The organism is Mesorhizobium sp. M5C.F.Ca.ET.164.01.1.1 (assembly GCF_004792125.1).
GTDB lineage: Bacteria > Pseudomonadota > Alphaproteobacteria > Rhizobiales > Rhizobiaceae > Mesorhizobium > Mesorhizobium wenxiniae.
On the sequence record NZ_SRTG01000001.1, the window covers coordinates 3,364,584 to 3,386,847 of the forward strand.

Genomic DNA, 22,264 nt, shown 5'->3' on the forward strand with positions numbered 1-22,264 from the left:
AAGGAGACCCTGTCAATGATCCGGCAACCCAGATCGACACGTTTCGTGCCGACGCTGGAATTGCGTGCGGCTGACAGGGTACCAATCAGGAAGAACGGCCATGGCGAAGTCCATGATCCAGCGCAGGCAGGAAGCCGAGCGCGAACGCATTGAAGCATATGCCGTAACGCTGCGGCGGGTTTCTCCCGTCGCGCGTCCCGCTCCGGATTTCGAGCGGGCGCTTCACGACGCACGCCGGGGCTTTGCCGGTATGGCGATCCGCGACGGTGCGCTGTGGCGTCCAAAGCTGAAGACGCGCGACCGTGCGCGCCTGCGGCTGGCTGCCGCGCGCCATCTTTATGCGCGTTACCCGGTTTCGGCTGCGCTCGAGGGCATCTGGCTGGATGCTTCGGGGCTGGATGCCAGCGAGGTTGCGCTCCGCAAGGCCTGGTATATCGCGGTTGCGCGTGGCGACTCGCTCTACAAGGCGGGCGCCAATGCGTGGCTGTCCCGCAAGGAGGTGCATTGTTTCCTAAACTTATCCGGCGATTTCACGTTCGACGAGGCGTTTCAGGTGGCGATCGCCCGGTCCTATACGGATGATCCGGGGTTAGCGGCCCGACTTGCGCGGACGAAAGTTGCGCGCACACCGCGCGGGGAGTTGGTCTTCTGGCGCGAGGTGACGCGGTTCTTCTGCGGGCATCCCGCGTCGAAGGAGGAGATCGATGATCTGTGCGACTATATTGGCGCGATGCACCAGCGCGACGCAGCATACACCCTGAAGGGTCGTACGCTCGCCTCGCTGCGTCGGCAAATGTTGGAGTGGCATCGCGACATTGCCGCGATCGAACGCATCGAGGCAATGCGCCGCCGCGCTGCCGGGCGGGCTCCGCGTACTGCCGGAATGCAGTCGCAAGGCCGCGCCTGGGACGGCTCGCGCCTCGAGGACTGGGAATGGCAGCCATCCTCCAAGGAGGCGAAGGCGCATGGCGAGCGTTTCTTCGTTCGCCAACTCAAGACGGCCGAGGATCTGGTTGCCGAGAGCCGAGCGATGCATCACTGCGTCTCGATGTACGCGGCCAAATGCATTGCCGGCAACGCCTCGATCTGGGTGCTGCGGCGCACAGCGCTCGGCAAAGTCGAGCGGTTGCTGACGATCGAGCTCGACCAGCAAAACCGTGCAGTGCAAGTGCGCGGTTTCGGCAATCGTCTCGCCTCGCCGGAGGAGCGCAAGATCGTCGAGCGCTGGGCCAAGGCGAGGGGCGTGGTGCTGAATGCCTGAAAACGGAAGACCCCGCGCGGCGCAAATGCCGCGCGGATTGCACAAAGGGGCGAATGTGCCGCCGCCTCGCATCGTGTCACATTCACCGTTGACAGCGGCGCAAAACCAATTCTATTGTCCGCCACCATGAAAACGGCACTCATTCTCGTAGTAGGAAAGCGCGTGGGCAAGGCGGTGTAACCGCCGGGCGAAAACCTCCCATGCGCAGACACAGGCTCCCTTGGGGGCCTTTTTTATTGCCCGAAACACGACTAAACGACCAGCAATCGCCCGATGGCGGACAGTACGGGACCAGACCGATGAGCAGTGGACAGAACGAGCGGCGCGAAATGACGGGCGCCGAAATGGTGGTGCAGGCGCTGAAGGACAATGGCGTCAAGCATGTTTTCGGCTATCCGGGCGGCGCGGTTCTCCCGATCTATGATGAAATCTTCCAACAGGACGAGGTCGAGCACATCCTCGTCCGTCACGAGCAGGGCGCGGGCCACGCGGCGGAGGGCTATGCGCGCTCGACCGGCAAGGCCGGCGTCATGCTGGTGACCTCGGGGCCGGGCGCCACCAACGCGGTCACGCCGCTGCAGGACGCGCTGATGGATTCGATCCCGCTGGTCTGCCTGACCGGTCAGGTACCGACCTCGCTGATCGGCTCGGACGCGTTCCAGGAGTGCGACACGATCGGCATCACGCGCCCCTGCACCAAACACAATTGGCTGGTGAAGGACGTCAACGAGCTCGCGGCAATCATCCACGAGGCCTTCCACGTCGCAACGACAGGACGTCCCGGTCCGGTCGTCGTCGATATTCCGAAGGACGTGCAGTTCGCCAAGGGCATCTACGTGCCGCCACAGACGGCGCCGCGCACGAGCTATCAGCCTAAGGTCCAGGGCGACCTGGAAAAGATCAAGGCGGCGGTCGAACTGATGGCCAACGCGAAAAGGCCGATCCTCTATACGGGCGGCGGTGTCATCAATTCCGGCCCGGAAGCCAGCCATTTGCTGCGCGAACTGGTCGATCTGACCGGCTTCCCGATCACCTCGACGCTGATGGGCCTTGGCGCCTATCCGGCGTCGGGCAAGAACTGGGTGGGCATGCTCGGCATGCACGGCACCTATGAAGCCAATATGGCGATGCATGATTGCGACGTCATGGTCTGCATCGGCGCGCGCTTCGACGACCGTATCACCGGTCGGCTCACCGCGTTCTCGCCGAACTCGAAGAAGATCCATATCGACATCGATCCATCGTCGATCAACAAGAACGTCCACACCGATGTGCCCATCATCGGCGATGTCGGCCGGGTGCTGGAGGATCTGGTGCGGCTGTGGCGGGCGACCGCCAAAGCCGACAAGAAGGCGCTCCACCCGTGGTGGGAGCAGATCGCGAAATGGCGGGCGCGGGATTCGCTTGCCTACAAGATGAACCACGACGTGATCATGCCGCAGTATGCCGTCCAGCGGCTCTACGCGCTGACCAAGGACATGGACACCTACATCACCACCGAGGTCGGCCAGCACCAGATGTGGGCGGCGCAGCACTACCATTTCGAGAAGCCGAACCGCTGGATGACCTCCGGTGGGCTCGGCACGATGGGCTACGGCCTGCCGGCGGCGCTCGGCGTCCAGATCGCGCACCCGGATGCGCTGGTCATCGACATTGCCGGCGACGCCTCGGTGCAGATGACGATGCAGGAGATGAGTGCCGCGGTGCAGCACGAAGCGCCCATCAAGATCTTCATCCTCAACAACCAGTATATGGGCATGGTGCGGCAGTGGCAGCAGCTTCTGCACGGCAACCGGCTGTCGCATTCCTACACCGAAGCGATGCCGGATTTCGTCAAGCTTGCCGAAGCCTATGGCGGCCACGGCATCCGCTGCGAGAAGCCGGACGAGCTGGACGACGCCATCAAGGAGATGATTTCGGTGAAGAAGCCGGTGATCTTCGACTGCCGGGTGGCGACACTTGCCAACTGCTTCCCGATGATCCCGTCGGGCAAGGCGCACAACGAGATGCTTCTGCCTGATGAGGCGACCGACGAGGCGGTGGCCAACGCCATCGACGCCAAGGGCAGGGAACTGGTGTAACACTCAGCCGGGGCAGGGCTGTCGGAAGAAGCCGTACGTAAACAGAGAATTGGCTCAAAAGTTTGAAATCGAGATTCATGTCATGAACGCACAGCTTCAACCGACCGGCTCCGCCTACTTCATCGCCAAGGAAACGGAAAAGCCGGAGACTCACACGCTTTCCGTGCTGGTCGACAACGAGCCGGGCGTGCTGGCCCGGGTCATCGGCTTGTTTTCCGGACGCGGCTACAACATCGAGAGCCTGACGGTCTCCGAAACCGAACATGAAAAGCATCTGTCGCGCATCACCATCGTAACGCGAGGTACGCCGCATGTGCTGGAGCAGATCAAGCATCAGCTCGAGCGCATCGTGCCGGTGCACCGTGTCGTCGATCTCACCGTGCGCTCGCATGAACTCGGCCAGGACCGGCCGCTGGAGCGGGAGCTCGCGCTGGTGAAAGTGGCCGGCACCGGCGAAGGTCGCGTCGAGGCGCTGAGGCTGGCCGATGCCTTCCGCGCCAGCGTCATCGACGCCAATACCGAGCATTTCATCTTCGAGATCACCGGCAAGGGCTCCAAGATCGACCAGTTCATCGCCATCATGAAACCGCTCGGCCTGGTCGAGATCTGCCGGACCGGTGTGGCGGCGATGAATCGCGGCCCGCAAGGGATGTAAACCGTCCGGCGCTATGTCTCCAACGCGCTGGCGCCGCCTACACCTGTCTGTTGCTTTTGGTGCTGATCCTCTGGCCCGGCTGCCGTCGCGGGGTGGCCTTTGTGCGCCTGAACCAAAAAGACAATATTGCTGACCTGCTTGGGAAGAAGCCATGACCCTCGATGCATTTCTTGCCCTGCTGGTCTATGCCTTCGTGACTTGGATCACGCCGGGCCCGAACAACTTCATGCTTTTGGCTTCCGGCGTGAATTTCGGTTTTGCCAAAACCATTCCGCACATGCTGGGCATCAGCATCGGCTTCCTCGTGCTGTTGCTTGCCGTCGGCTTCGGTCTCGGCGCCGTGCTGACTGCGTTTCCGGCGCTGCACACCGGATTGAAGATCGCGGGCGGCGTCTACCTGCTCTATCTCGCCTGGAAGATCGCCATGTCGCGTTCGCTCAGCGGCAAGGGCGAGGCCAATGCGCGACCGATGCGTTTCATCGATGCGGCAGCGTTCCAGTGGGTCAATCCCAAGGCTTGGGTGATGGCTATCACTGCCATGGCCGTCTATGCCATTCCGCAGCATCCGTTTCTGTCGGTGGCGTTGATCTCGATAGCCTTCACCGTCGTCAACCTGCCGAGTGTTTCGGTGTGGGCAGGTTTCGGCATGGCGCTGCGCGGTTTTCTGTCGGATCCGGTACGGCTGAAATGGTTCAACATCGCCATGGGCGTTCTGCTGGCGGCGACGCTGTGGCCGATGCTTCGGTAGCTGCCGTTTTATTGTGCACTGCACATTAAATCTTCGTAATGCCGAGTTTTGGCCCTTTTTCGCCTTTGGCGTCTTCTATCTAACCTGGTGAACCCGCGGCACTAGGCTGCGAGTTACGTCAAGATATGACCACCGAACCACGGCGTGTCGGATAGAAGGCTTTTGACAATGCGTGGGAAGATCGTGCTTGCGGTGCTTGCGGCCGCCTGCCTTGTCGCAGCCGGGCTCTACCTTTCGCCCGCGGCAACGGACAAGGTCCGGCAGATGCTGTCAGCGGGGCAGGCGGCTCCTGACAAACCGGCGGCCGCCGCAAATGCCGCACGTTCGACCTCGGTGGTTGCCGCCACCGCTTCGACGGCCGACTTCCCGATCCGGCGCTACGCCATCGGCTTCGTATCCTCCCCCGCCGTGGTCAGCGTGAACGCACGGATCTCGAGCCAGATCACATCGATCGCCGTCAAGGACGGGCAGATGGTGAGGGCTGGCGACCTTCTGTTCTCGCTGGACGACCGCTCACTGAAGGCGCAACAGGCCCGTGACCAGGCGACGCTCGCCAAGAACGAGGCGCTGCTTGCCAGTGCCACGGCCGATCTTGAGCGCGCCAAGAACCTTGTCGCCAGGCAGGCTGGCACGCAGCAAACCTATGATCAGGCAATCGCCGCGCAGAAGTCCGCTGCGGCCACAGTCGATGCCGACAAGGCGTCGCTCGATGCCGACGCTGTCCAACTCGGCTTTGCCACGATCACGGCGCCGATTTCCGGCAGGCTGGCCGCGGTCAACGTCGCGATCGGCGATCTCGTCACCACCAGCAACGGCAACAGCACGTCGACCCCGCTGGTGACCATCACCCAGGTGGACCCGTTGCAGGTGAACTTCAATCTTCCGGAAAGCGATCTTGCCTTGCTGCACAAGGCGCTGGCGGAGCCAAGGGAAGGCGCAGTCACGCTGACCAGGGACGGCGATCCGACGCCGATCGGCAAGGGGACCCTCGATTTCGTCGATTCCAGCGTCGACACAGCCTCCGGCACGATCGCAACGCGTGCCCAATGCCGATCTTTCGCTGTGGCCGGGCCAATATGTGAATGTCGTTCTCGATGCCGGCATCATGCGGCAAATGACCTCCGTTCCCACGGTTGCGGTCCAGCCCAGCCAGAAGGGACCGTTCGTCTATGTGATCAAGCTTGACGAGACGGTGGAGATGCGGCCCGTGCAGGTCGCGCTGACCGAAGGCGACAGCAGCGCTATCGGCGAGGGGCTGAAAAGCGGCGAACGTGTCGTCGTCGAGGGCCAGGCAAAGCTGAAGAACGGTTCGCCGATCCGCGAAGCCGAGGTCGGAACCGGCGATCAGGCGTCTCCAAGGGTTGCGGAGGCTGGCAAGGCGGCCGGGACGCGCCCATGATGTCCGAATTCTGCATCCGCAGGCCCGTCGCCACCCTGCTCATGTCCTTTGCCCTCGTGCTGGGCGGGCTGTTCGCTTACAAGTTCCTGCCAGTGGCCGCTCTGCCGAGCGCCGAGTTTCCGGTTGTCAACGTCTCGGCCTCGCTGCCCGGCGCCTCGCCGGAAACCATGGCGACCTCGGTGGCAACGCCGCTGATCAAGCAGTTCGCCACCATCGCCGGCATCGATTCGATCTCGACCACGAATTCGCTTGGCTCCACCTCGATCGCCATCCAGTTCGTGCTCAATCGCGACATCGACGCCGCGGCGGCCGACGTGCAGGCGGCGATCGCGCGAACGCAGCGCCAATTGCCGCCCGAGATGACCAGCCCGCCGAGCTACCGCAAGGTCAATCCGGCCGATGCGCCGATCCTCCTGATGTCGCTGGTCAGCGACACGGTTCCGCTGACCGATCTCGATGCCTTTGCCGAGAGTGTGATCTCGCCGTCGCTGTCGACGATCGAAGGCGTGGCGCAGGTCTCGATCTTCGGGCGGCAGAAATACGCTGTGCGCGTCCAGATCGATCCGACGGCGCTCGCCGCACGCGGCATCTCGATCGACCAGCTGCAGACGGCGATCGCCTCGGCCAACAGCAACACGCCGCTCGGCGTGCTGCAGAACGACAAGCAGCAGCTGACGATCACCGCCAATACGCAGCTGAACAACGCGGCGGGATTTTCCAACATCATTATAGCCACCAGGAACGGCCGTCCGGTGCGGCTCGGCGAGGTGACCCGCGTCATCGATTCGGTCGAGACCACGACGACGGCAAGCTGGTACGACGGCACCCGCGCGATCATCATGGCGGTGCAGCGCCAGCCTGATGCCAACACCGTCGACGTCGTTGACCGCGTCAAGGCGATGCTGCCGTCCTTCCAGGATCAAATGCCGGCGGCGGCCAGTCTCCAGTTGCTCAACGACCGCTCGACTTCGATCCGCGAGGCGGTCGACGACGTGCAGTTCACGCTGCTGCTCACCATCGCACTGGTGGTGATGGTGATCTTCCTGTTCCTGCGCCGGGTAACCGCGACAATCATCCCGGCGGTGGCGGTGCCGATCTCGCTGATCGCCACGCTCGGCGCCATGTTCCTGTTCGGCTTTTCTATCGACAACATATCGCTGATGGGTCTGACAATGGCGGTCGGCCTTGTCGTCGACGATGCGATCGTCATGCTGGAGAACATCTTCCGCCACATGGAGGAGGATGGGCTCTCGGCCCCCGACGCGGCGCTCAAAGGTGCGCGGGAAATCGGCTTCACCATCATTTCGATCTCGATCTCGCTGGTGGCGGTGTTCATCCCCGTGCTTTTGATGGGCGAAGTGATCGGCCGCATTTTCAACGAGTTCGCGGTGGTGGTGACAGTCGCCATCCTGGCGTCGATGTTCGTGTCGCTGACACTGACGCCGATGCTGTGCTCGCGGCTTTTATCGGTGTCGAAGGCCGAGCGCGAAGCAGCGCAGGGCGGAGATCACAGGCACAATTTCTTCATGCGAGGCTATGGCTGGCTGCTGACCTTCTGCCTGCGGCACAGTTTCCTGGTTTTTCTCGTCTTTATCGGAACGGCCGCACTGTCGGTCTGGCTGATCCAGACCTCGCCGAAGGGCTTCTTCCCGCAGGAGGATATCGGCCAGATTTCGGTGACGACCACCGCGCGCCAGGACATTTCGTTCGACGCCATGGTGAAGCTGCAGGGGCAAGTGGCTGATGTCTTCACCCATTCACCCTATGTCTCGCATGTAGGGTGGTCGGTAGGCGGCGGAGACAACGCGCTCAACCAGGGCCGGCTCTATGTGCAATTGAAGGACAAGGACCAGCGCCCCAATATCGACAAGGTGCTATCGGATCTGCGGCGGCAGCTGGCCAATGTTCCCGGCATCGAAACTTTCATGCAGCCGGTGCAGAATCTGCGGCTCGGCGCGCGCGCTTCGGCCAGCGCCTATCAGCTCGTCGTGCAGGGCCTCGACATCGGCGCGGCGGACAGCTGGGCGCTGAAGCTCACCGACGCGATGGTCGCGGATCACGCAGCCTTCACAGACGTCACCAATGATTTGCAGAATAACGCCTTGCAGGCGTCTTTGGTGGTCGACCGCGACAAAGCGGCGACGCTTGGCATCGACACCGATACGCTGCGCTCCAGCCTCTATGGCGGTTTCGGCACCGAGCAAGTGTCGACCATCTTCGGTTCGGCCGACAGCTATGAGGTGATCATGGAGCTCGACCCGAGGATCGAGTGGTCGCCAGAAAGGATGCTGGCGATCAAGGTGAGGACGGCCAGCGGCAGCCTGGTGCCGCTCGGCGCTTTCGCCAGTGTCGATCGGACCGCCGGCGCGTTGACCATCAATCAGCTCGGCCAGCTTCCGGCGGTGACCATCTCCTACAATCTGCCGCAGGGCGTCGCGCTCGGTGACAGCGTGACCCACATCAATGCGCTGAAGGAAAAGATCGGCATGCCGGCGACGATCTAGGGGATGTCGCCGCTCGATTCCATCAACAAGGCCTGCCTGATGCGCTTTCGTCCGATCATGATGACGACGCTGGCGGCGCTGATGGGCACGATCCCGATCGCGCTCGGGACCGGCGCCAGCGCGGAACTGCGCCAGCCGCTCGGCGTTGCGGCGGTCGGCGGCCTGGTCGCTTCGCAAGCGCTGACGCTGTTCGTCACGCCGGTCATCTATGTCTACATGGAGCATTTTTCCGGCTGGCTTCTCGGGCTGTGGCCGCAGCGTCGGGACGAGCAGCTACCGGTCGAAACCGTCGACCAGCCGTCGCTGTTCGAGGGCGGAGAAGAGTTGCAGGGCGAGCCGCAAAAGGCGGCTGCAGAGTAAAGCCGATGGGTTTCACTGGCTCAAGCCGTGGCACTTGCCGCCGGCGGCTCGCGATCGTAATTTGACGCCCATGTCCCATGATCACGACCGCGACAACGAGCTTGATCCTTTTGCCGCCCGGGTGCGCGCGCTGGAGACGATCCTTACCCAGAAAGGGCTGATCGATCCGGCCGCCATCGACGTGATCGTCGACACCTACGAGACAAAAATCGGCCCGCGCAACGGCGCCAAGGTGGTGGCGAAGGCCTGGGTCGATCCTGACTTTGCTGCCTTGCTGAAACGCGACGCGACGGTGGCGATTGGCTCGCTCGGCTACACCGGACGGCAAGGTGAGCATATGCAGGCCGTCTTCAACACGGTTGACACGCACAACCTCGTCGTCTGCACGCTGTGCTCGTGCTACCCGTGGTCGGTGCTCGGCCTGCCGCCGGTCTGGTATAAGGCGCCGCCCTATCGTTCGCGTGCAGTGATCGATCCGCGCGGCGTGCTCGAAGAATTCGGGCTGACCTTGCCGGCAACGACCAAAATCCGGGTGTGGGACTCTACTGCCGAGCTCCGCTATCTGGTCGTGCCGACGCGGCCGAAGGGCACCGAGGACTGGAGCGAGGAGCGGCTGGCGGATCTGGTGACGCGAGACGCGATGATCGGCACCGGACTGGCCGGGGCGCCGAAATGAACGGGCCGCAGGATCTCGGCGGACAGATGGGGTTCGGGTCGGTCGCGCCTGAGAAGGACGAGCCCTATTTCCATGCCGCCTGGGAAAGGCGTGCACTGGGCGTGACGCTGTGTGCCGGCGCGATGGGGGCGTGGAACATCGACGAGAGCCGGCATGCGCGGGAGTCGCTGCATCCAGCCAACTACTATGCCTCCAGCTACTACGAGATCTGGATCAAGGCGCTGGAAACCTTGCTCAAGCGGCATGGCTTCGTCAGCGATCGCGATTTGGTCGCGGCAAGGCGGTCGATCCAGCGGCGGCGCCCAAAAGGGTGCTGAAGGCGGAAAACGTGCTGGCGGTGCTGGCCAAGGGCGGCCCATGCGACCGGCCGATCGCGACCCCGGCTCGGTTCAAGGCGGGCGACCTCGTGCGGACAAAGAATTTTCATCCGACCGGCCATACGCGGCTGCCGCGCTACGCACGCGGCAAGCAAGGCGCCGTCGAGGCGGTGCGCGATGGTTTTGTCTTTCCCGACACCAACGCGCATGGGCAAGGCGAAAACCCGCAATGGGTCTATACGGTGGTTTTTGAGGGCGCGGAAATCTGGGGCGAGGGCGCCGACCCGACGCTGACCGTGTCGATCGACGCCTGGGAGAGCTATCTTGAACCGGCGTGAGGCGAAGTCAGTCACCGCGCTGCCGGCCGGCGTCGATGCGCCGGTTTTCGCCGAGCCATGGCAAGCGGAAGCCTTCGCCATGACGGTCGCGCTGCACGACAAGGGCCTGTTCTCTTGGAGCGAATGGGCGGACGCCTTGTCCGCCGAGGTCAAGAAGCCGGGTGCCGCGAGCGATGGCCATGATTATTACGAGCACTGGCTGGCAGCACTGGAAAAGTTGCTGTCGGCCAAAGGCGTCGCCGGCAAGAGCGATGTCGATACGCTTGCCGCTGCCTGGGGACGCGCCGCGCACGCAACGCCCCATGGCAAGCCGATCCTGCTGGAGAACGATCCCAGCCGGACCGAAGGTCGTGGCGGCCCGACCGGTTAGGTCGTGGCGGCTCGACTTTGTTCCCTTTACGTTCCGACATCTGCCTGATAACTTGTGTCGTTGTCGGCGGTAGGCCCGCCACTGATGATCTTAGTGCCGGTAGTTGTCGGCCTTGTCTTTCCCTCGCGAATCCGGTCTCTCGCGCTGATGGAATTCTCTCCTCAACAGGACGATGCGCTGAAAGCGGTCGCCACCTGGCTCAAGACCGGAAAGCCGCAGCTCTTCCGGCTGTTCGGCTTTGCCGGTACCGGCAAGACGACGCTGGCGCGCTATTTTGCCGAGCATGTCGACGGCCAGGTGCAGTTCGCTGCCTTCACCGGTAAGGCGGCGCAGGTGCTGCGTTCCAAGGGCGCGGTCAATGCGCGCACCATCCATTCGCTGATCTACCGGCCAAAGGGCGAGGAATCGGTGGCGGACGAGGTGACCGGCAAGACTTCGATGTCGCCGACCTTTTCGCTCAACCGGCAGAGCCCGATCTCGCGGGCCAAGCTCGTCGTCATCGACGAATGTTCGATGGTCGACGAACAACTCGGCCGCGACCTGATGAGTTTCGGCACGCCGATCCTCGTTCTCGGCGATCCCGGCCAGTTGCCGCCGATCTCGGGCGGCGGCTTCTTCACCGACCATGAGCCCGATATTCTGCTCACCGAGATCCACCGGCAGGCGCGCGACAACCCGATCATCCGGCTGGCGCTCGACGTGCGCGAGGGACGCGAATTCATGCGCGGCGACTATGGCACGGCGCAGGTGATCGGCAAGGAAGATGTCACCCAGGAACTGGTGCTGAAGGCGGACCAGGTGCTGGTCGGCACCAACAGGACGCGGCGTCGGTATAATCAGCGGCTGCGCGAACTGAAGGGGTTCAATGCCGACTACCCGCAGGCCGGCGACAAGCTCGTCTGCCTGCGCAACGACCCGGCCAAGGGATTGCTGAACGGCTCGCTGTGGAAGGTGATGACCTCGTCGCGCGAGACGGTGAAACCCGGCATCAATTTGCTGGTCTCACCGGAGGAGGACGATCCAGACCGCGGCGTAGCCAAGATCAAGCTGCTCAAAGCGGCGTTCGAGGACCCGGACGCCGATATTCCCTGGCAGCAGAAAAAGCGCTTCGACGATTTCGACTATGGCTACGCGCTGACTGTGCACAAGGCGCAAGGCTCGCAGTGGAACGAGATCGTGCTTTTCGACGAAAGCTGGGCGTTCAAGGAAACCCGCCAGCGCTGGCTCTACACCGCGATCACGCGCGCGGCCGAACGGTTGACCATCGTCAGATAGGATCGATCCCGCGTCACCATCATGACCCTGCTGGCATCACCGGCGCACTAATCGGCTTGGCACCCAGCCATTCCCAGGCGGCCGCTTCGTCCTCGGCCTCGAAATGCCGGAATTCGATTGGCACGGTGGCGGGCAAGATGCCTTGTGCGGCCGGTATCCAGTTTGGCTCGCCGATTGCCGCACAGCGGCCGATATGCGCCACGGCATCGGCCGTGCCCTGTTCGATAGTGCTGTCCGACACATCGGCCCAGTCGACGCCGTCATGATCGACCAGACGCACCAGCACGTCGATTTTCGGGTGCAGCGCGTAAGCCGCCTCCAGCAAACCGAACAGATTCTCCGCGTCGGCGGCCGTGATATGGCCGACGACGTCGATCGCGAACAGGTCGTCGCGGTCGGTGTCGATGCGGCGAACCGCCGGCACTTCTTCAAGATAATTCACGGGCCTTCCTCTTGCTGGATATTATATGTCCCTCTGGAACACCGGAAACCCCCTGTCTGTTCCCGCCAAAGGCGGTATAGATGGCCGCAAATACGTCCGGACCCGAGAAGCCATGCCTGCAAAACTCTCCGTCAATCTCAATGCCATCGCCATGCTGCGCAACCGGCGCGATCTGCCGTGGCCAAGCGTCACCGGGCTCGGACGCATCGCACTTGCCGCGGGCGCGCATGGGCTGACAGTGCATCCGCGGCCCGACGAGCGGCACACCAGGCATTCCGACCTGCCGGAGATCAGGGCGCTGATCGACGACGAATTCCCTCAGGCGGAGTTCAACATCGAGGGCTATCCGAGCGAGGATTTCCTGGCGCTTGTGGAAAAGCACCAGCCGGAGCAGGTGACGCTGGTGCCCGACGACCCTGCCCAAGCCACCTCCGACCATGGCTGGAACTTCGCCGCCGAGGCGGCGTTCCTGACACCGATCGTCAAGCGCCTGAAAAAGGGGGGCTTTCGCGTGTCGTTGTTTTCCGACCCGGATCCGGCAGGCATGAAGGCCGCGCGCGACACCGGCGCCGACCGGATCGAGCTCTACACGGGTCCGTATGGCAGTTGCCATTCCGATTCTGCAAAAGCGGAGAAAGAGCTGGAAAGGTTGGGAAAAGCCGCTGACGCCGCGCTTGCCGCCGGACTTCAGGTCAATGCCGGCCACGATCTGGTGGTGAGCAACCTGCCGGCATTGGCAAAGCGCATCCCGGTATTGGCCGAAGTGTCGATTGGACATGGGTTGACAGCCGATGCGTTGGAGTATGGCATGGCCGGCACGATCAAAAGATTTCTGAAGGCCTGCGGGTGGTAGAGACGGAAGCCTCGCATGGCGAACATGGCAGCCATCACGTCGGGGCACTTGATATTGCATCGCAGCAAGCGTAGAGCACCGCCCGCTTATCGGAGTGTCGCCTATGGCCCTTACCAACAGTGGTAGTGAGGCAGAACCCGTCGAACAATCGAGCCATCCTGAGGTCGAAAAGCACAGCACAAAGGTCTTGATGCTGGGCGCGCTGGGCGTTGTCTACGGCGACATCGGCACCAGTCCGATCTATGCACTTCGCGAAGCACTGCATGCGTCGTCCGGCACCGATCCGCGCAGCGCCGTTCTGGGCGTTCTGTCGCTGATTGTCTGGGCCCTGACGATTATCGTGACAATAAAATATGTCGCCTTCGTGCTTCGGGCGGATAACAAGGGTGAAGGCGGTACGCTGTCGCTTATGGCGCTGGCCCGGAAAGCTTATCCGGCTGGTTCCAGCATCATTCTTGGCATTGGTCTCTGCGGAGCCGCACTGTTTTTCGGCGACGCGATCATAACGCCGGCCATATCGGTGCTTTCAGCGGTGGAAGGCCTGAGCGTCGTGACCCCGGCGTTCGATCCGTACGTGGTTCCCATTACATTGGTGATTCTTGCCGTCCTGTTTGCTGTGCAGCGCTTCGGGACCGGTAGAGTGGCCTCCGTTTTCGGGCCGGTGACGGGGCTTTGGTTTCTGGCGATCGGCATTGCCGGATTGCTGCACATCCTTGACGATCCGTCGGTGCTTTTGGCAATCAACCCCTATTATGCGGTCGTCTACCTCGCCGAAGCCAAAACGGGCGCATTTCTTACGGTCGGCGCGGTCTTTCTGGCGGTCACCGGTGCTGAAGCGCTTTACGTCGATCTCGGCCACTTCGGTCGCCGTCCAATCGTGCTAGCCTGGGTCTGGATCGTCTTCCCCTGCTTGCTACTCAGCTATTTTGGGCAAGGCGCGTTCGTTCTTGCTCACGGGGGGCTGCCCGACAATCCGTTTTTCCAGATGCTGCCAGATTGGGCACTGATACCGATGGTCGGGCTCGCCACAGCAGCGACTGTCATCGCCAGTCAAGCCGTGATCTCCGGGGCGTTTTCGCTGACCAGGCAGGCGGTGCAGCTCAATCTTCTGCCCAGAATCGAAGTTCAGCATACTTCCGAGATGCAACTCGGCCAAATTTATATGCCACGCGTGAATCTCATTCTCGCGCTCGGCGTAATGCTGCTGGTCGTCGGCTTTGGCAGTTCGAGTTCTCTGGCTTCCGCCTATGGAATTTCGGTGACAGGCGAAATGCTGATGACGACTATTTTGCTCTTCGTGGTGATGCGGTGGCAATGGAAATGGCAGACCGCACTCGCTGCGGCGCTTGCGCTGCTCTTTGGCACGATAGACACGGGCTTCTTCCTGGCAAATATTGTGAAATTCGTGGAAGGCGGATGGGTTTCAATCGCTGTTGCCGGCATCATGGGGCTGGTCATGGGAACCTGGATACGCGGGAGTCGCTATCTATTCGACAAGACGCGCAGGAACGAGATTCCGCTCGATTTCCTTGCCGGCAATTTGTTGAAGAAGAAACCGCAGCTGGTGTCCGGTACGGCCGTGTTCCTGACCAGCGATCCCGTCAGCGCTCCGACGGCGCTGATGCACAGCCTGAAGCACTACAAGGTGCTGCACGAACAGAATGTCATCCTCTCGGTTGTGACGGCGCAGCAGCCCGTGGTGCCCGACAGCGAGCGGGTCAAGATGGAAACGATCAACGAGCTGTTCATGCGGGTGACGCTGACCTTCGGCTACATGGAACAGCCCAACATCCCGCGTGCGCTGGCGATCTGCCGCAAGCAGGGCTGGAAGTTCGACATCATGACGACCTCCTTCTTCCTGTCGCGGCGCTCGCTCAAGGCGTCACCCAATTCCGGCATGCCGGTGTGGCAGGACAAGCTGTTCATCGGGCTGGCGCGCACGGCAGCGGATGCGACGGAGTATTTTCAGATCCCGACCGGACGTGTGGTCGAGATCGGCACGCAGGTGGCGATCTAGGGCATGCCGATATTCAGGTGGCCTGCGAACGGCGGGTTCCTGCGCTTCCGGTACTCACGTGCCCAAAAGTACGCTCCGTTCCGGTTCTCGGAATCCACCATTCTCGGCTCGGCCTGACCTGAATCTCGACATGCCCCTGACCACGGCGGACTTCAGCCGGCTAGCACTGCCTTGTTCGATTCAAGAAATTGCTTCAGCGATTGCGGCTTTTTGCCCGAAAGTGTCTCGATCGCGTCGGTCACCATGGCGATGCGGCCGGAGCGCGTGTTGGTGTCGAAGGAAACGACAACGGGAGCAAAATCCGAGGGAACGCCGGCGGCCGTCAGACCCTCGGTCAAGGCTTCATCCGAAAGCTGAACGACCTCGATGGGCTTGCCGGTGACGTCGGTCACCAGGGCCGCGATAGCGGCGACCGTGTGGGCCTGCGGACCCGTCAACGTGTATGTGGTGCTTTCGGTATCGCCCGAGGCAAGACCCGCGGCGATCGCCACGGCCATGTCGTCGCGAGCGCCATGGGCGATGCGGCCGTCGGCCGCCGATGTGTACCACTGCCCCGAAGCAATGGCATGCGGCAGCGACATGAACAGGTTCTCCTGATACCAGCCGTTGCGGAAAATCGTGTAGGGGATGCCGCTCGCCTTGATCGCCTGCTCGGTCCCGTAGTGATCGCCCGCAAACAGCACCGGCGATCCCGGCTCAGGATTGGGCATCGAGGTGTAGAGCAGATGCGAAACGCCGGCCTCCCTGGCGGCTGCGACTGCATTCTCGTGCTGCTTGAGGCGCTTGCCCCTAAGGTCGATCTCGCCGGTCGAGATGATCAGGACCCTGCCGGCGCCCTTGAATGCCTCGACGAGCGACGCCGTGTCATCGAAATCGGCTTGCCTGATGGCAACGCCGCGCGTCGCCAGGTCGGCGAGGTTTTCCGGATTACGGGTGGCGGCGATGATCCGTGCGGGCGGAACCTTGAGCGTGTCCAGCAGATGACGGATGACGCCGCGGCCGAGCTGGCCGGAGGCGCCGGTGACGAGAAGGGTTTCGGTCATGGGAAGTCCTGTCGTTGCGCCGGAGCGGCGGGTGCTTATACAAGTCTCAAAAAGAGACCAGCACTAAAATAGGAATTGACCGACCCTCGTAAAGAAGGCAGTTTTGCGGGAGGTAGGCAGGCGCAGGGAACCAGCGATGGACAGCAAAATCGTCGGTCTGAGATCGAAGCTCGAGATTTACAAAGCGGGCAGCGGCGGGGGGAACATTGCGGACTGTCCGGTTCGCGATGTGATCCAAGGCATCAGCAACAAATGGAGTTCGCTGCTGATGATGGCGCTGGCAGAAAAGCCGTACCGGTTCGGCGAATTGCGGCGGCTGGTACCCGACATTTCACAGCGCATGCTCACCCAGACGCTGCACGATTTGCAGCGCGACGGTTACGTCCATCGCGAGGTGTTCCCGACCAAGCCGCCGAGCGTCGAATACAGTCTGACCGATCTCGGACGCTCGATGTTCGGACCCCTGCACCAGCTGCTCCAGTGGGCCGACCTCAATCATGGCGCTGTGCGCGACGCGCGGAACGCATTCGACGCTACCGAGACTTAACCATCGATGCCGGAGTGGCAACGCCAAGTGCGACGGCTTGATTTGGCGATACCGCTGAAGGATTGTCCGGCTTGGGCGAGAAGATCCGGCGGGCAATGGGCATTTCTCTGGACATCGCGATTGCCGGCGCCGGCCCGGCCGGACTGGCTGCGGCACTCTATCTGAAGCGTGCCGGGCACCGGGTCACCATCTTCGAGCGCTTCGACGAGCCAAAGCCAGTCGGGTCCGGATTGATCCTGCAGCCGACCGGGCTGACGGTGCTTGCCGATCTCGGCCTGCTCGACGACATCCTGGTGCTGGGCAGCCGCATCGACCGCCTGCATGGCGCCGATGCGAAAACCGGCCGCACCGTGCTAGACGTCCGCTATGATGCGCAGCGCGGCGGCCGTTTCGGGCTGGCGGTGCACCGGGCGGCCTTGTTCGGCGTGCTTTTTCGCGCCGTCCGGCGCGAGGCGATCGCCATCGAAACCGGCGTCGAGCTCGAGACGCCGGAAACCGGCGAGCGGACAACGCTGATCTGCGGCAACGGGCGAAGGATAGGGCCGTTCGATCTGGTCGTCGATGCCAGCGGTTCGCGCTCCAAATTGCGGCAGCGTGTGCAGAATCCGGGTAAACCGCGGCCGCTCGCCTACGGCGCGCTCTGGGCGTCGCTAGGCTGGCACGGCGACGGTTTCGACGAACACGCCCTGCTGCAGCGGTACGACAGAGCGAGCGTGATGATCGGCGTGCTGCCGATCGGCAGGCCGGAACCCGGAGCCGAGAAGATGGCGGCATTCTTCTGGAGCTTGAAGCCGGCGGACGCAGAGCAGGTCAGGGCGACAGGCGTCGACGCGTGGAAGGCGAGGGTGGTTCGGCTGTGGTCGGAGTGCGAGGCGTTCACGAGCCAGATCGACAGTTTCGACCAGCTCTCGCTGGCGCGTTACGGCCATCACACGCTCAATATGCCGGCCGGAAGGCGATGGGCGGTCATCGGCGATGCGGCGCATTCGACCAGCCCGCAGCTCGGGCAAGGGGCGAACATGGCGCTGCTCGACGCGGCAGCGCTCAATTACGCGCTCATAGGAACGGATCGTGTCGATACTGCGCTCGAGGCCTACGTCCGGGCGCGGCGGTGGCATGTCCGGGTGTTTCAGGCGCTGTCGCTGATGCTGACGCCGTTCTACCAGTCGGATTCGACCGTGATGCCGTTTGTCCGCGACAGGCTGGTGGCGTCAGTGGCGAAAATCCCGCCAGTGCCAAACATCCTTGCCTCGATGGTGGCTGGAACCGTTGTCGATCCTTTCAGGCGGATCGGTATCATGGAAGCGCGGTGGCCGCCTCGTTGCGGCGGATGAGTTTCGAAAGATGCGAACCCTTCGCTTGCAGGAATGCATGAAGGCGCTGTGGATAATCCGGGGCGACAGCGTTCTTCACCGACTTGCGTTCGCGCAATTCCCTCCGCCAGGCCTCGACTAGCGACTTTCCGTTCAGGATGCCGAAATCGTCGATCCGATCGAACGCGTCGAAATAGCGGAAGATTGGTCCATAGACAGCATCGACCAGTGAAAAGCGCTGGCCGACGAACCATGGTCCAGTTCGGCCAGCCGCCAGTTCTATTTCGAGACGATCGAACATTGTCGACAGACCTTGGCTTTCGGCAAGGAAGGCGGGCTCGGTCGGTGCGGAATAGAGTCGGCCGATTGCGTTGAGGATGGCCGAGCCGAACTCGATCCAGGCGCGATGCCGGGCGCGGGCCAGCGGGTCGGCAGGGTGGAGTGGGTTGGCCAGCGTTTCCTCAAGAAATTCGAGGATGACCGCCGATTCGAAGATCACGGTTTCCTCGCCATTCTGCTGCACGCGCAGCAGCGGTACCTTGCCGAGCGGCGAGATCGCCTTGAACCAGGCCGGCTTGTTGGCGAGATCGATGGTGAGGCGTTGGAACGGCACGTCCTTTTCGGCGAGCGAGATGGCCGCGCGCTGCACATAGGGACAAAGGTGATGGCTGACGAGAACGAGCTTGTCGGTCACCAGGCTGCCCGTCTCCGGGATGTCGGCGATCTTGCAGATTTCATGTCTCATGGCAGTGTCTTCCGATATCGATGCAACTGCATCTATATAGATGCATCCGCATTAACCGTCAAGCTTGATGCAATTGCATCTATCGCCTATGCTGCAAATCATGACGGAGAAAACCAGTCCTTCGCCCGCTGCCATCAAAGCCTGGGCCCGCCTGATGCGCGTTTCGCGCCAGCTGATGGAAAGAGCTGAAGACGCGCTGAAGGACAGCAGCTTACCGCCGCTTGCCTGGTACGACGTGCTGCACGAGCTTGCCGAAGCGGGCGAGGGCGGCTTGCGGCCATACCACCTGATCGAGCGCACATTGTTTGCGCAATACAACATCTCCCGGCTGCTGGCGCGGCTCCAAGCGGACGGGCTGGTCGAGAAGCTCAGGGTTGACGATGACGGGCGAGGACAGACTATCCGCATTACGGGGAAGGGGCGCGAGATGCGCCGCCGCATGTGGGCCGTCTATGGACGATCGATCGCGGAGCTGGTCGGCGCCCGGCTTTCCAATGATGACCTCGACAAATTGGCGGGTCTCCTTGGACGGCTGCGTCATCCAGCCATCCTGGAGTGATGTGGCCATTGGCACTGAAGATCGGTTGCAGCGACGTCAGACACTGCCCCAGAGGAATGCCAGTGCCGCCAGCACGCCAAGCATGACGCGAACCAGATGCAGATTGCCCCATTTGACGATCAACGCCCGGGCTTGCGGGTTGGCGGCGGCCGCGTCCATCGCCTCCAGCAGTCGATTTGTCGGCATCATTGCGATCAGCGTCCATGGCCAGGGCAGGATGATCAACACCGCCCCGACCAGATAGGCGAGATTGCCGGTCTGCCACCAGGCAATGAGACCAAGAACACAGGCGACGATGGCGATCGACGCCTGCATGGCGGCGCCGCGCTTGTAGGAGGGCTGCCATTCCTGCAGCAGGGCCTTGTCATGGAGACGAAGCCGCGCCGGCTGCTCGGCGACGCTGATATAGATTGCGGCGCCCGCGAAAACGGCGGCAATGGTCAATGCAAGAAGGCCGACGAGCATCTTCCCTCCGCGGCACGCCGTTCCAGTTAAGGCCGCTTCAATAAAGGCCATCCCGGTTTGGAATGCACCAAAAAACCGAAATAGAGCTTGCGCCGGTTCCGACAATACGGCATAGACATGCCGAACCGTAACGTACGGTACTGGCCTGGCTGCCACCATCATCGAGCAGGAAGACAGTTTGTTGCAGGCAAGCGTCGACATCGACACCGGCGAAGCGCTGACGGCGCGGCAGAAAGCCGTGCTTGACGCCGCACTTCGCCTGCTGGTCGAGGAGGGCGATCATTTGACCATGACCGCGGTGGCGCGGCGGGCGAGCTGTTCCAAGGAAACGCTCTACAAATGGTTCGGCGATCGCGATGGGCTTTTGACGGCAACGGTGCAATGGCAGGCTTCCAAGGTGCGCGTAGTGCCGGTCGACCGCAAGGGGCTTGACCTTGCCTCGCTGACGGCGAGCCTCGAGCGCTTCGCTTCGGGCTGGCTCAAGGTGATTTCGAGCGACACTTCGATCGCGCTCAACCGCATTGCGGTCAGTCACGCCGGATCCGGCAAGGACGATCTCGGCGGCATCGTGCTGGAGAACGGCCGCTTCGCGCTGGCCAGGCGCCTGAAGCCGGTGCTGGAGGCCGGTCGGCAGGCCGGGTTTCTCGAGTTCTCGGATGCCGAAGCGGCATTCCGTACCTTTTTCGGGCTGGTCGCCCGTGACGTGCAGATCCGCCTGCTGCTCGGCGACCGGCTGGAATTGACTGATGCGGCGATCGGCGGCGATGCCGTCCGGGCGACGCAGCAGTTTCTCGCTCTTTACGGAGCAAAAACCGGGCCGCAAGGCCCATAGAGCCGGATGATTTCAGGTCAAATCGACCTGAAATCTGAATCCGGCTTTACATCGAGAGATTGAGCATGATGTCGTCCGAAAACCGCTTCACACCTTTCGGCATCATGCTCTGAATTCACAACGGGAAGGAAAGAAAAATGCGTGTCTATTACGATCGCGATGCCGATCTCAACCTGATCAAGGGCAAGAAGGTCGCCATCATCGGCTATGGCAGCCAGGGCAGGGCGCATGCGCTCAATCTCAAGGATTCCGGCGTTAAGGATATCGCAATCGGCCTGAAGGCCGGCTCGGCGACCGCCCAGAAGGTCGAGGCAGACGGGCTCAAGGTGATGAGCGTGGCGGAGGCCGCCAAATGGGCCGACCTGATGATGATGGCGACGCCCGACGAGCTGCAGGCCGACATCTATAAATCCGAGATCGCGCCGAACATCCGCGACGGCGCGGCGATCGCCTTCGCCCACGGCCTCAACGTGCACTTCGGCCTGATCGAGCCGAAGGCCTCGGTCGACGTCGTCATGATCGCGCCGAAGGGGCCCGGCCACACGGTGCGCGGCGAATACCAGAAGGGCGGCGGCGTGCCGTGCCTGGTCGCCGTCAACCAGGACGCTTCGGGCAATGCGCTCGACCTCGCCCTGTCCTATGCCTGCGGCGTCGGCGGCGGTCGTTCGGGCATCATCGAGACCAATTTCCGCGAGGAGTGCGAGACCGACCTGTTCGGCGAGCAGGTGGTGCTGTGCGGCGGTCTGGTCGAGCTGATCCGGGCCGGTTTCGAGACGCTGGTGGAAGCCGGCTACGCGCCGGAAATGGCCTATTTCGAGTGCCTGCACGAGGTCAAGCTGATCGTCGACCTGATCTATGAGGGCGGCATCGCCAACATGAACTACTCGATCTCGAACACTGCCGAATGGGGTGAATATGTTTCGGGCCCGCGCATCATCACCGCCGAGACCAAGGCCGAGATGAAGCGCGTGCTGAAGGATATCCAGACCGGCAAGTTCACCTCGGAATGGATGCAGGAGTATCGCGCCGGCATGTCGCGCTTCAAGGGCATCCGCCGCAACAATGACAGCCATCAGATCGAGGAAGTCGGCGCCAAGCTGCGGGCCATGATGCCGTGGATTTCCAAGAACAAGCTGGTCGACAAGGCCAAGAACTGATCCGCTTTCATCTTTGCGTAAGAGCCGGCGGAGCGATCCGCCGGCCCACGGTGCGCGGCCTTTGGGTCCTGTGGGCCTCCGCCTCTGTCTTACTTGCCGGGGCTGCACTGCTCGTCGGGGTATTCCAGGAGATTTTTCTCTCTCCTAACTTCGTCGACTGCTTAAAGGGCCCCGTGCAGAGGATTTAGCCGTAGTGCCAGTGGGGCTTTGGCTCGGTGCCGGTGAACATGATGCCGATGCGGTCTTCGCGGCGCCAGCGGACCACTGCCTTGTAGGCGATGCCGTCGGTCGGCACATAGAGCAGGAA

18 protein-coding genes and 4 pseudogenes are annotated in these 22,264 nt (G+C 62.4%); 17 read left to right on the forward strand and 5 right to left on the reverse strand.

Annotated features, from left to right (window positions below):
- Positions 1 to 100: 100 nt before the first annotated feature.
- The 10 genes and pseudogenes from EN807_RS16635 (at position 101) to EN807_RS16680 (ending at position 11,984) form a co-directional block, all read left to right on the forward strand.
- Positions 101 to 1,261, forward strand: a complete 1,161-nt coding sequence (locus EN807_RS16635) for a PcfJ domain-containing protein (RefSeq protein ID WP_135935723.1) — start codon at positions 101 to 103, stop codon at positions 1,259 to 1,261.
- 299 nt (positions 1,262 to 1,560) lie between these two features.
- Positions 1,561 to 3,342, forward strand: a complete 1,782-nt coding sequence (locus tag EN807_RS16640; protein WP_135935724.1) for an acetolactate synthase 3 large subunit — start codon at positions 1,561 to 1,563, stop codon at positions 3,340 to 3,342.
- Between the two features lie 82 nt (positions 3,343 to 3,424).
- On the forward strand, positions 3,425 to 3,997 hold the full coding sequence (gene ilvN, locus EN807_RS16645; protein ID WP_029351349.1) for an acetolactate synthase small subunit: 573 nt from the start codon (positions 3,425 to 3,427) through the stop codon (positions 3,995 to 3,997).
- Between the two features lie 151 nt (positions 3,998 to 4,148).
- On the forward strand, positions 4,149 to 4,745 hold the full coding sequence (locus tag EN807_RS16650; protein ID WP_135935725.1) for a LysE family translocator: 597 nt from the start codon (positions 4,149 to 4,151) through the stop codon (positions 4,743 to 4,745).
- A 168-nt stretch (positions 4,746 to 4,913) separates the two neighbouring features.
- A pseudogene (locus EN807_RS16655) lies at positions 4,914 to 6,144 on the forward strand (efflux RND transporter periplasmic adaptor subunit).
- Positions 6,141 to 9,008 (forward strand): annotated as a pseudogene (locus EN807_RS16660) (efflux RND transporter permease subunit). Before EN807_RS16655 ends, EN807_RS16660 begins: the two co-directional pseudogenes overlap by 4 nt.
- A gap of 70 nt (positions 9,009 to 9,078) precedes the next feature.
- The gene (nthA, locus tag EN807_RS16665) at positions 9,079 to 9,684 is read left to right on the forward strand and encodes a nitrile hydratase subunit alpha (protein WP_135935726.1); all 606 of its coding nucleotides are present in this window, start codon (positions 9,079 to 9,081) and stop codon (positions 9,682 to 9,684) included.
- Positions 9,681 to 10,339 (forward strand): annotated as a pseudogene (gene nthB, locus EN807_RS16670) (nitrile hydratase subunit beta). Before nthA ends, nthB begins: the two are co-directional and overlap by 4 nt.
- Complete coding sequence (locus EN807_RS16675) at positions 10,326 to 10,709, forward strand: nitrile hydratase accessory protein (protein WP_189522432.1); 384 nt, start codon at positions 10,326 to 10,328, stop codon at positions 10,707 to 10,709. The pseudogene nthB and the gene EN807_RS16675 overlap by 14 nt, the downstream one beginning before the upstream one ends.
- A gap of 147 nt (positions 10,710 to 10,856) precedes the next feature.
- Positions 10,857 to 11,984, forward strand: a complete 1,128-nt coding sequence (locus tag EN807_RS16680; RefSeq protein ID WP_135935906.1) for an ATP-dependent RecD-like DNA helicase — start codon at positions 10,857 to 10,859, stop codon at positions 11,982 to 11,984.
- A 19-nt stretch (positions 11,985 to 12,003) separates the two neighbouring features.
- Here EN807_RS16680 and EN807_RS16685 read toward each other — a convergent pair whose 3' ends face one another.
- Positions 12,004 to 12,426, reverse strand: coding sequence for an STAS/SEC14 domain-containing protein (locus EN807_RS16685; protein WP_127316877.1), 423 nt, complete (start codon positions 12,424 to 12,426; stop codon positions 12,004 to 12,006).
- 112 nt (positions 12,427 to 12,538) lie between these two features.
- Between EN807_RS16685 and EN807_RS16690 the strand changes: the two genes are divergently transcribed.
- Both EN807_RS16690 and EN807_RS16695 read left to right on the forward strand, forming a co-directional pair.
- Positions 12,539 to 13,279 carry a pyridoxine 5'-phosphate synthase gene (locus tag EN807_RS16690; protein WP_135935727.1) on the forward strand — a complete coding sequence of 247 codons (741 nt, stop codon included), beginning with the start codon at positions 12,539 to 12,541 and terminating at the stop codon, positions 13,277 to 13,279.
- A gap of 103 nt (positions 13,280 to 13,382) precedes the next feature.
- Positions 13,383 to 15,296: a potassium transporter Kup gene (locus EN807_RS16695; RefSeq protein ID WP_127316875.1), complete on the forward strand. Its 1,914-nt coding sequence runs from the start codon at positions 13,383 to 13,385 to the stop codon at positions 15,294 to 15,296.
- A gap of 152 nt (positions 15,297 to 15,448) precedes the next feature.
- On the opposite strand, the gene EN807_RS16705 is transcribed toward EN807_RS16695, so the two are convergent.
- Positions 15,449 to 16,339, reverse strand: coding sequence for an SDR family oxidoreductase (locus EN807_RS16705; RefSeq protein WP_135935729.1), 891 nt, complete (start codon positions 16,337 to 16,339; stop codon positions 15,449 to 15,451).
- Positions 16,340 to 16,475: 136 nt separating this feature from the next.
- Here EN807_RS16705 and EN807_RS16710 point away from each other — a divergent pair, with 136 nt between their 5' ends.
- Both EN807_RS16710 and EN807_RS16715 read left to right on the forward strand, forming a co-directional pair.
- The gene (locus tag EN807_RS16710) at positions 16,476 to 16,886 is read left to right on the forward strand and encodes a helix-turn-helix domain-containing protein (RefSeq protein WP_135935730.1); all 411 of its coding nucleotides are present in this window, start codon (positions 16,476 to 16,478) and stop codon (positions 16,884 to 16,886) included.
- Positions 16,887 to 16,981: 95 nt separating this feature from the next.
- Entirely contained in the window at positions 16,982 to 18,220 is a 1,239-nt protein-coding gene (locus EN807_RS16715) for an NAD(P)/FAD-dependent oxidoreductase (RefSeq protein ID WP_135935907.1), read from the forward strand.
- Here EN807_RS16715 and EN807_RS16720 read toward each other — a convergent pair.
- On the reverse strand, positions 18,183 to 18,944 hold the full coding sequence (locus tag EN807_RS16720) for a glutathione S-transferase family protein (protein ID WP_135935731.1): 762 nt from the start codon (positions 18,942 to 18,944) through the stop codon (positions 18,183 to 18,185). The two genes, EN807_RS16715 and EN807_RS16720, sit on opposite strands and share 38 nt — an antisense overlap.
- A 100-nt stretch (positions 18,945 to 19,044) precedes the next feature.
- Between EN807_RS16720 and EN807_RS16725 the strand changes: the two genes are divergently transcribed.
- Positions 19,045 to 19,503, forward strand: a complete 459-nt coding sequence (locus EN807_RS16725) for a MarR family winged helix-turn-helix transcriptional regulator (protein WP_135935732.1) — start codon at positions 19,045 to 19,047, stop codon at positions 19,501 to 19,503.
- A 36-nt stretch (positions 19,504 to 19,539) separates the two neighbouring features.
- Here the strand turns inward: EN807_RS16725 and EN807_RS16730 are convergent, their stop codons facing one another.
- The gene (locus EN807_RS16730) at positions 19,540 to 19,968 is read right to left on the reverse strand and encodes a DUF1772 domain-containing protein (RefSeq protein ID WP_135935733.1); all 429 of its coding nucleotides are present in this window, start codon (positions 19,966 to 19,968) and stop codon (positions 19,540 to 19,542) included.
- 178 nt (positions 19,969 to 20,146) lie between these two features.
- Between EN807_RS16730 and EN807_RS16735 the strand changes: the two genes are divergently transcribed.
- The gene (locus EN807_RS16735) at positions 20,147 to 20,800 is read left to right on the forward strand and encodes a TetR/AcrR family transcriptional regulator (RefSeq protein ID WP_189522433.1); all 654 of its coding nucleotides are present in this window, start codon (positions 20,147 to 20,149) and stop codon (positions 20,798 to 20,800) included.
- A gap of 137 nt (positions 20,801 to 20,937) precedes the next feature.
- A complete protein-coding gene (ilvC, locus tag EN807_RS16740) occupies positions 20,938 to 21,957 on the forward strand; it encodes a ketol-acid reductoisomerase (RefSeq protein WP_065012330.1) in 1,020 nt (339 codons plus the stop codon).
- A 184-nt stretch (positions 21,958 to 22,141) separates the two neighbouring features.
- Here ilvC and EN807_RS36600 read toward each other — a convergent pair.
- A pseudogene (locus EN807_RS36600) lies at positions 22,142 to 22,264 on the reverse strand (PilZ domain-containing protein); the annotation flags it as partial.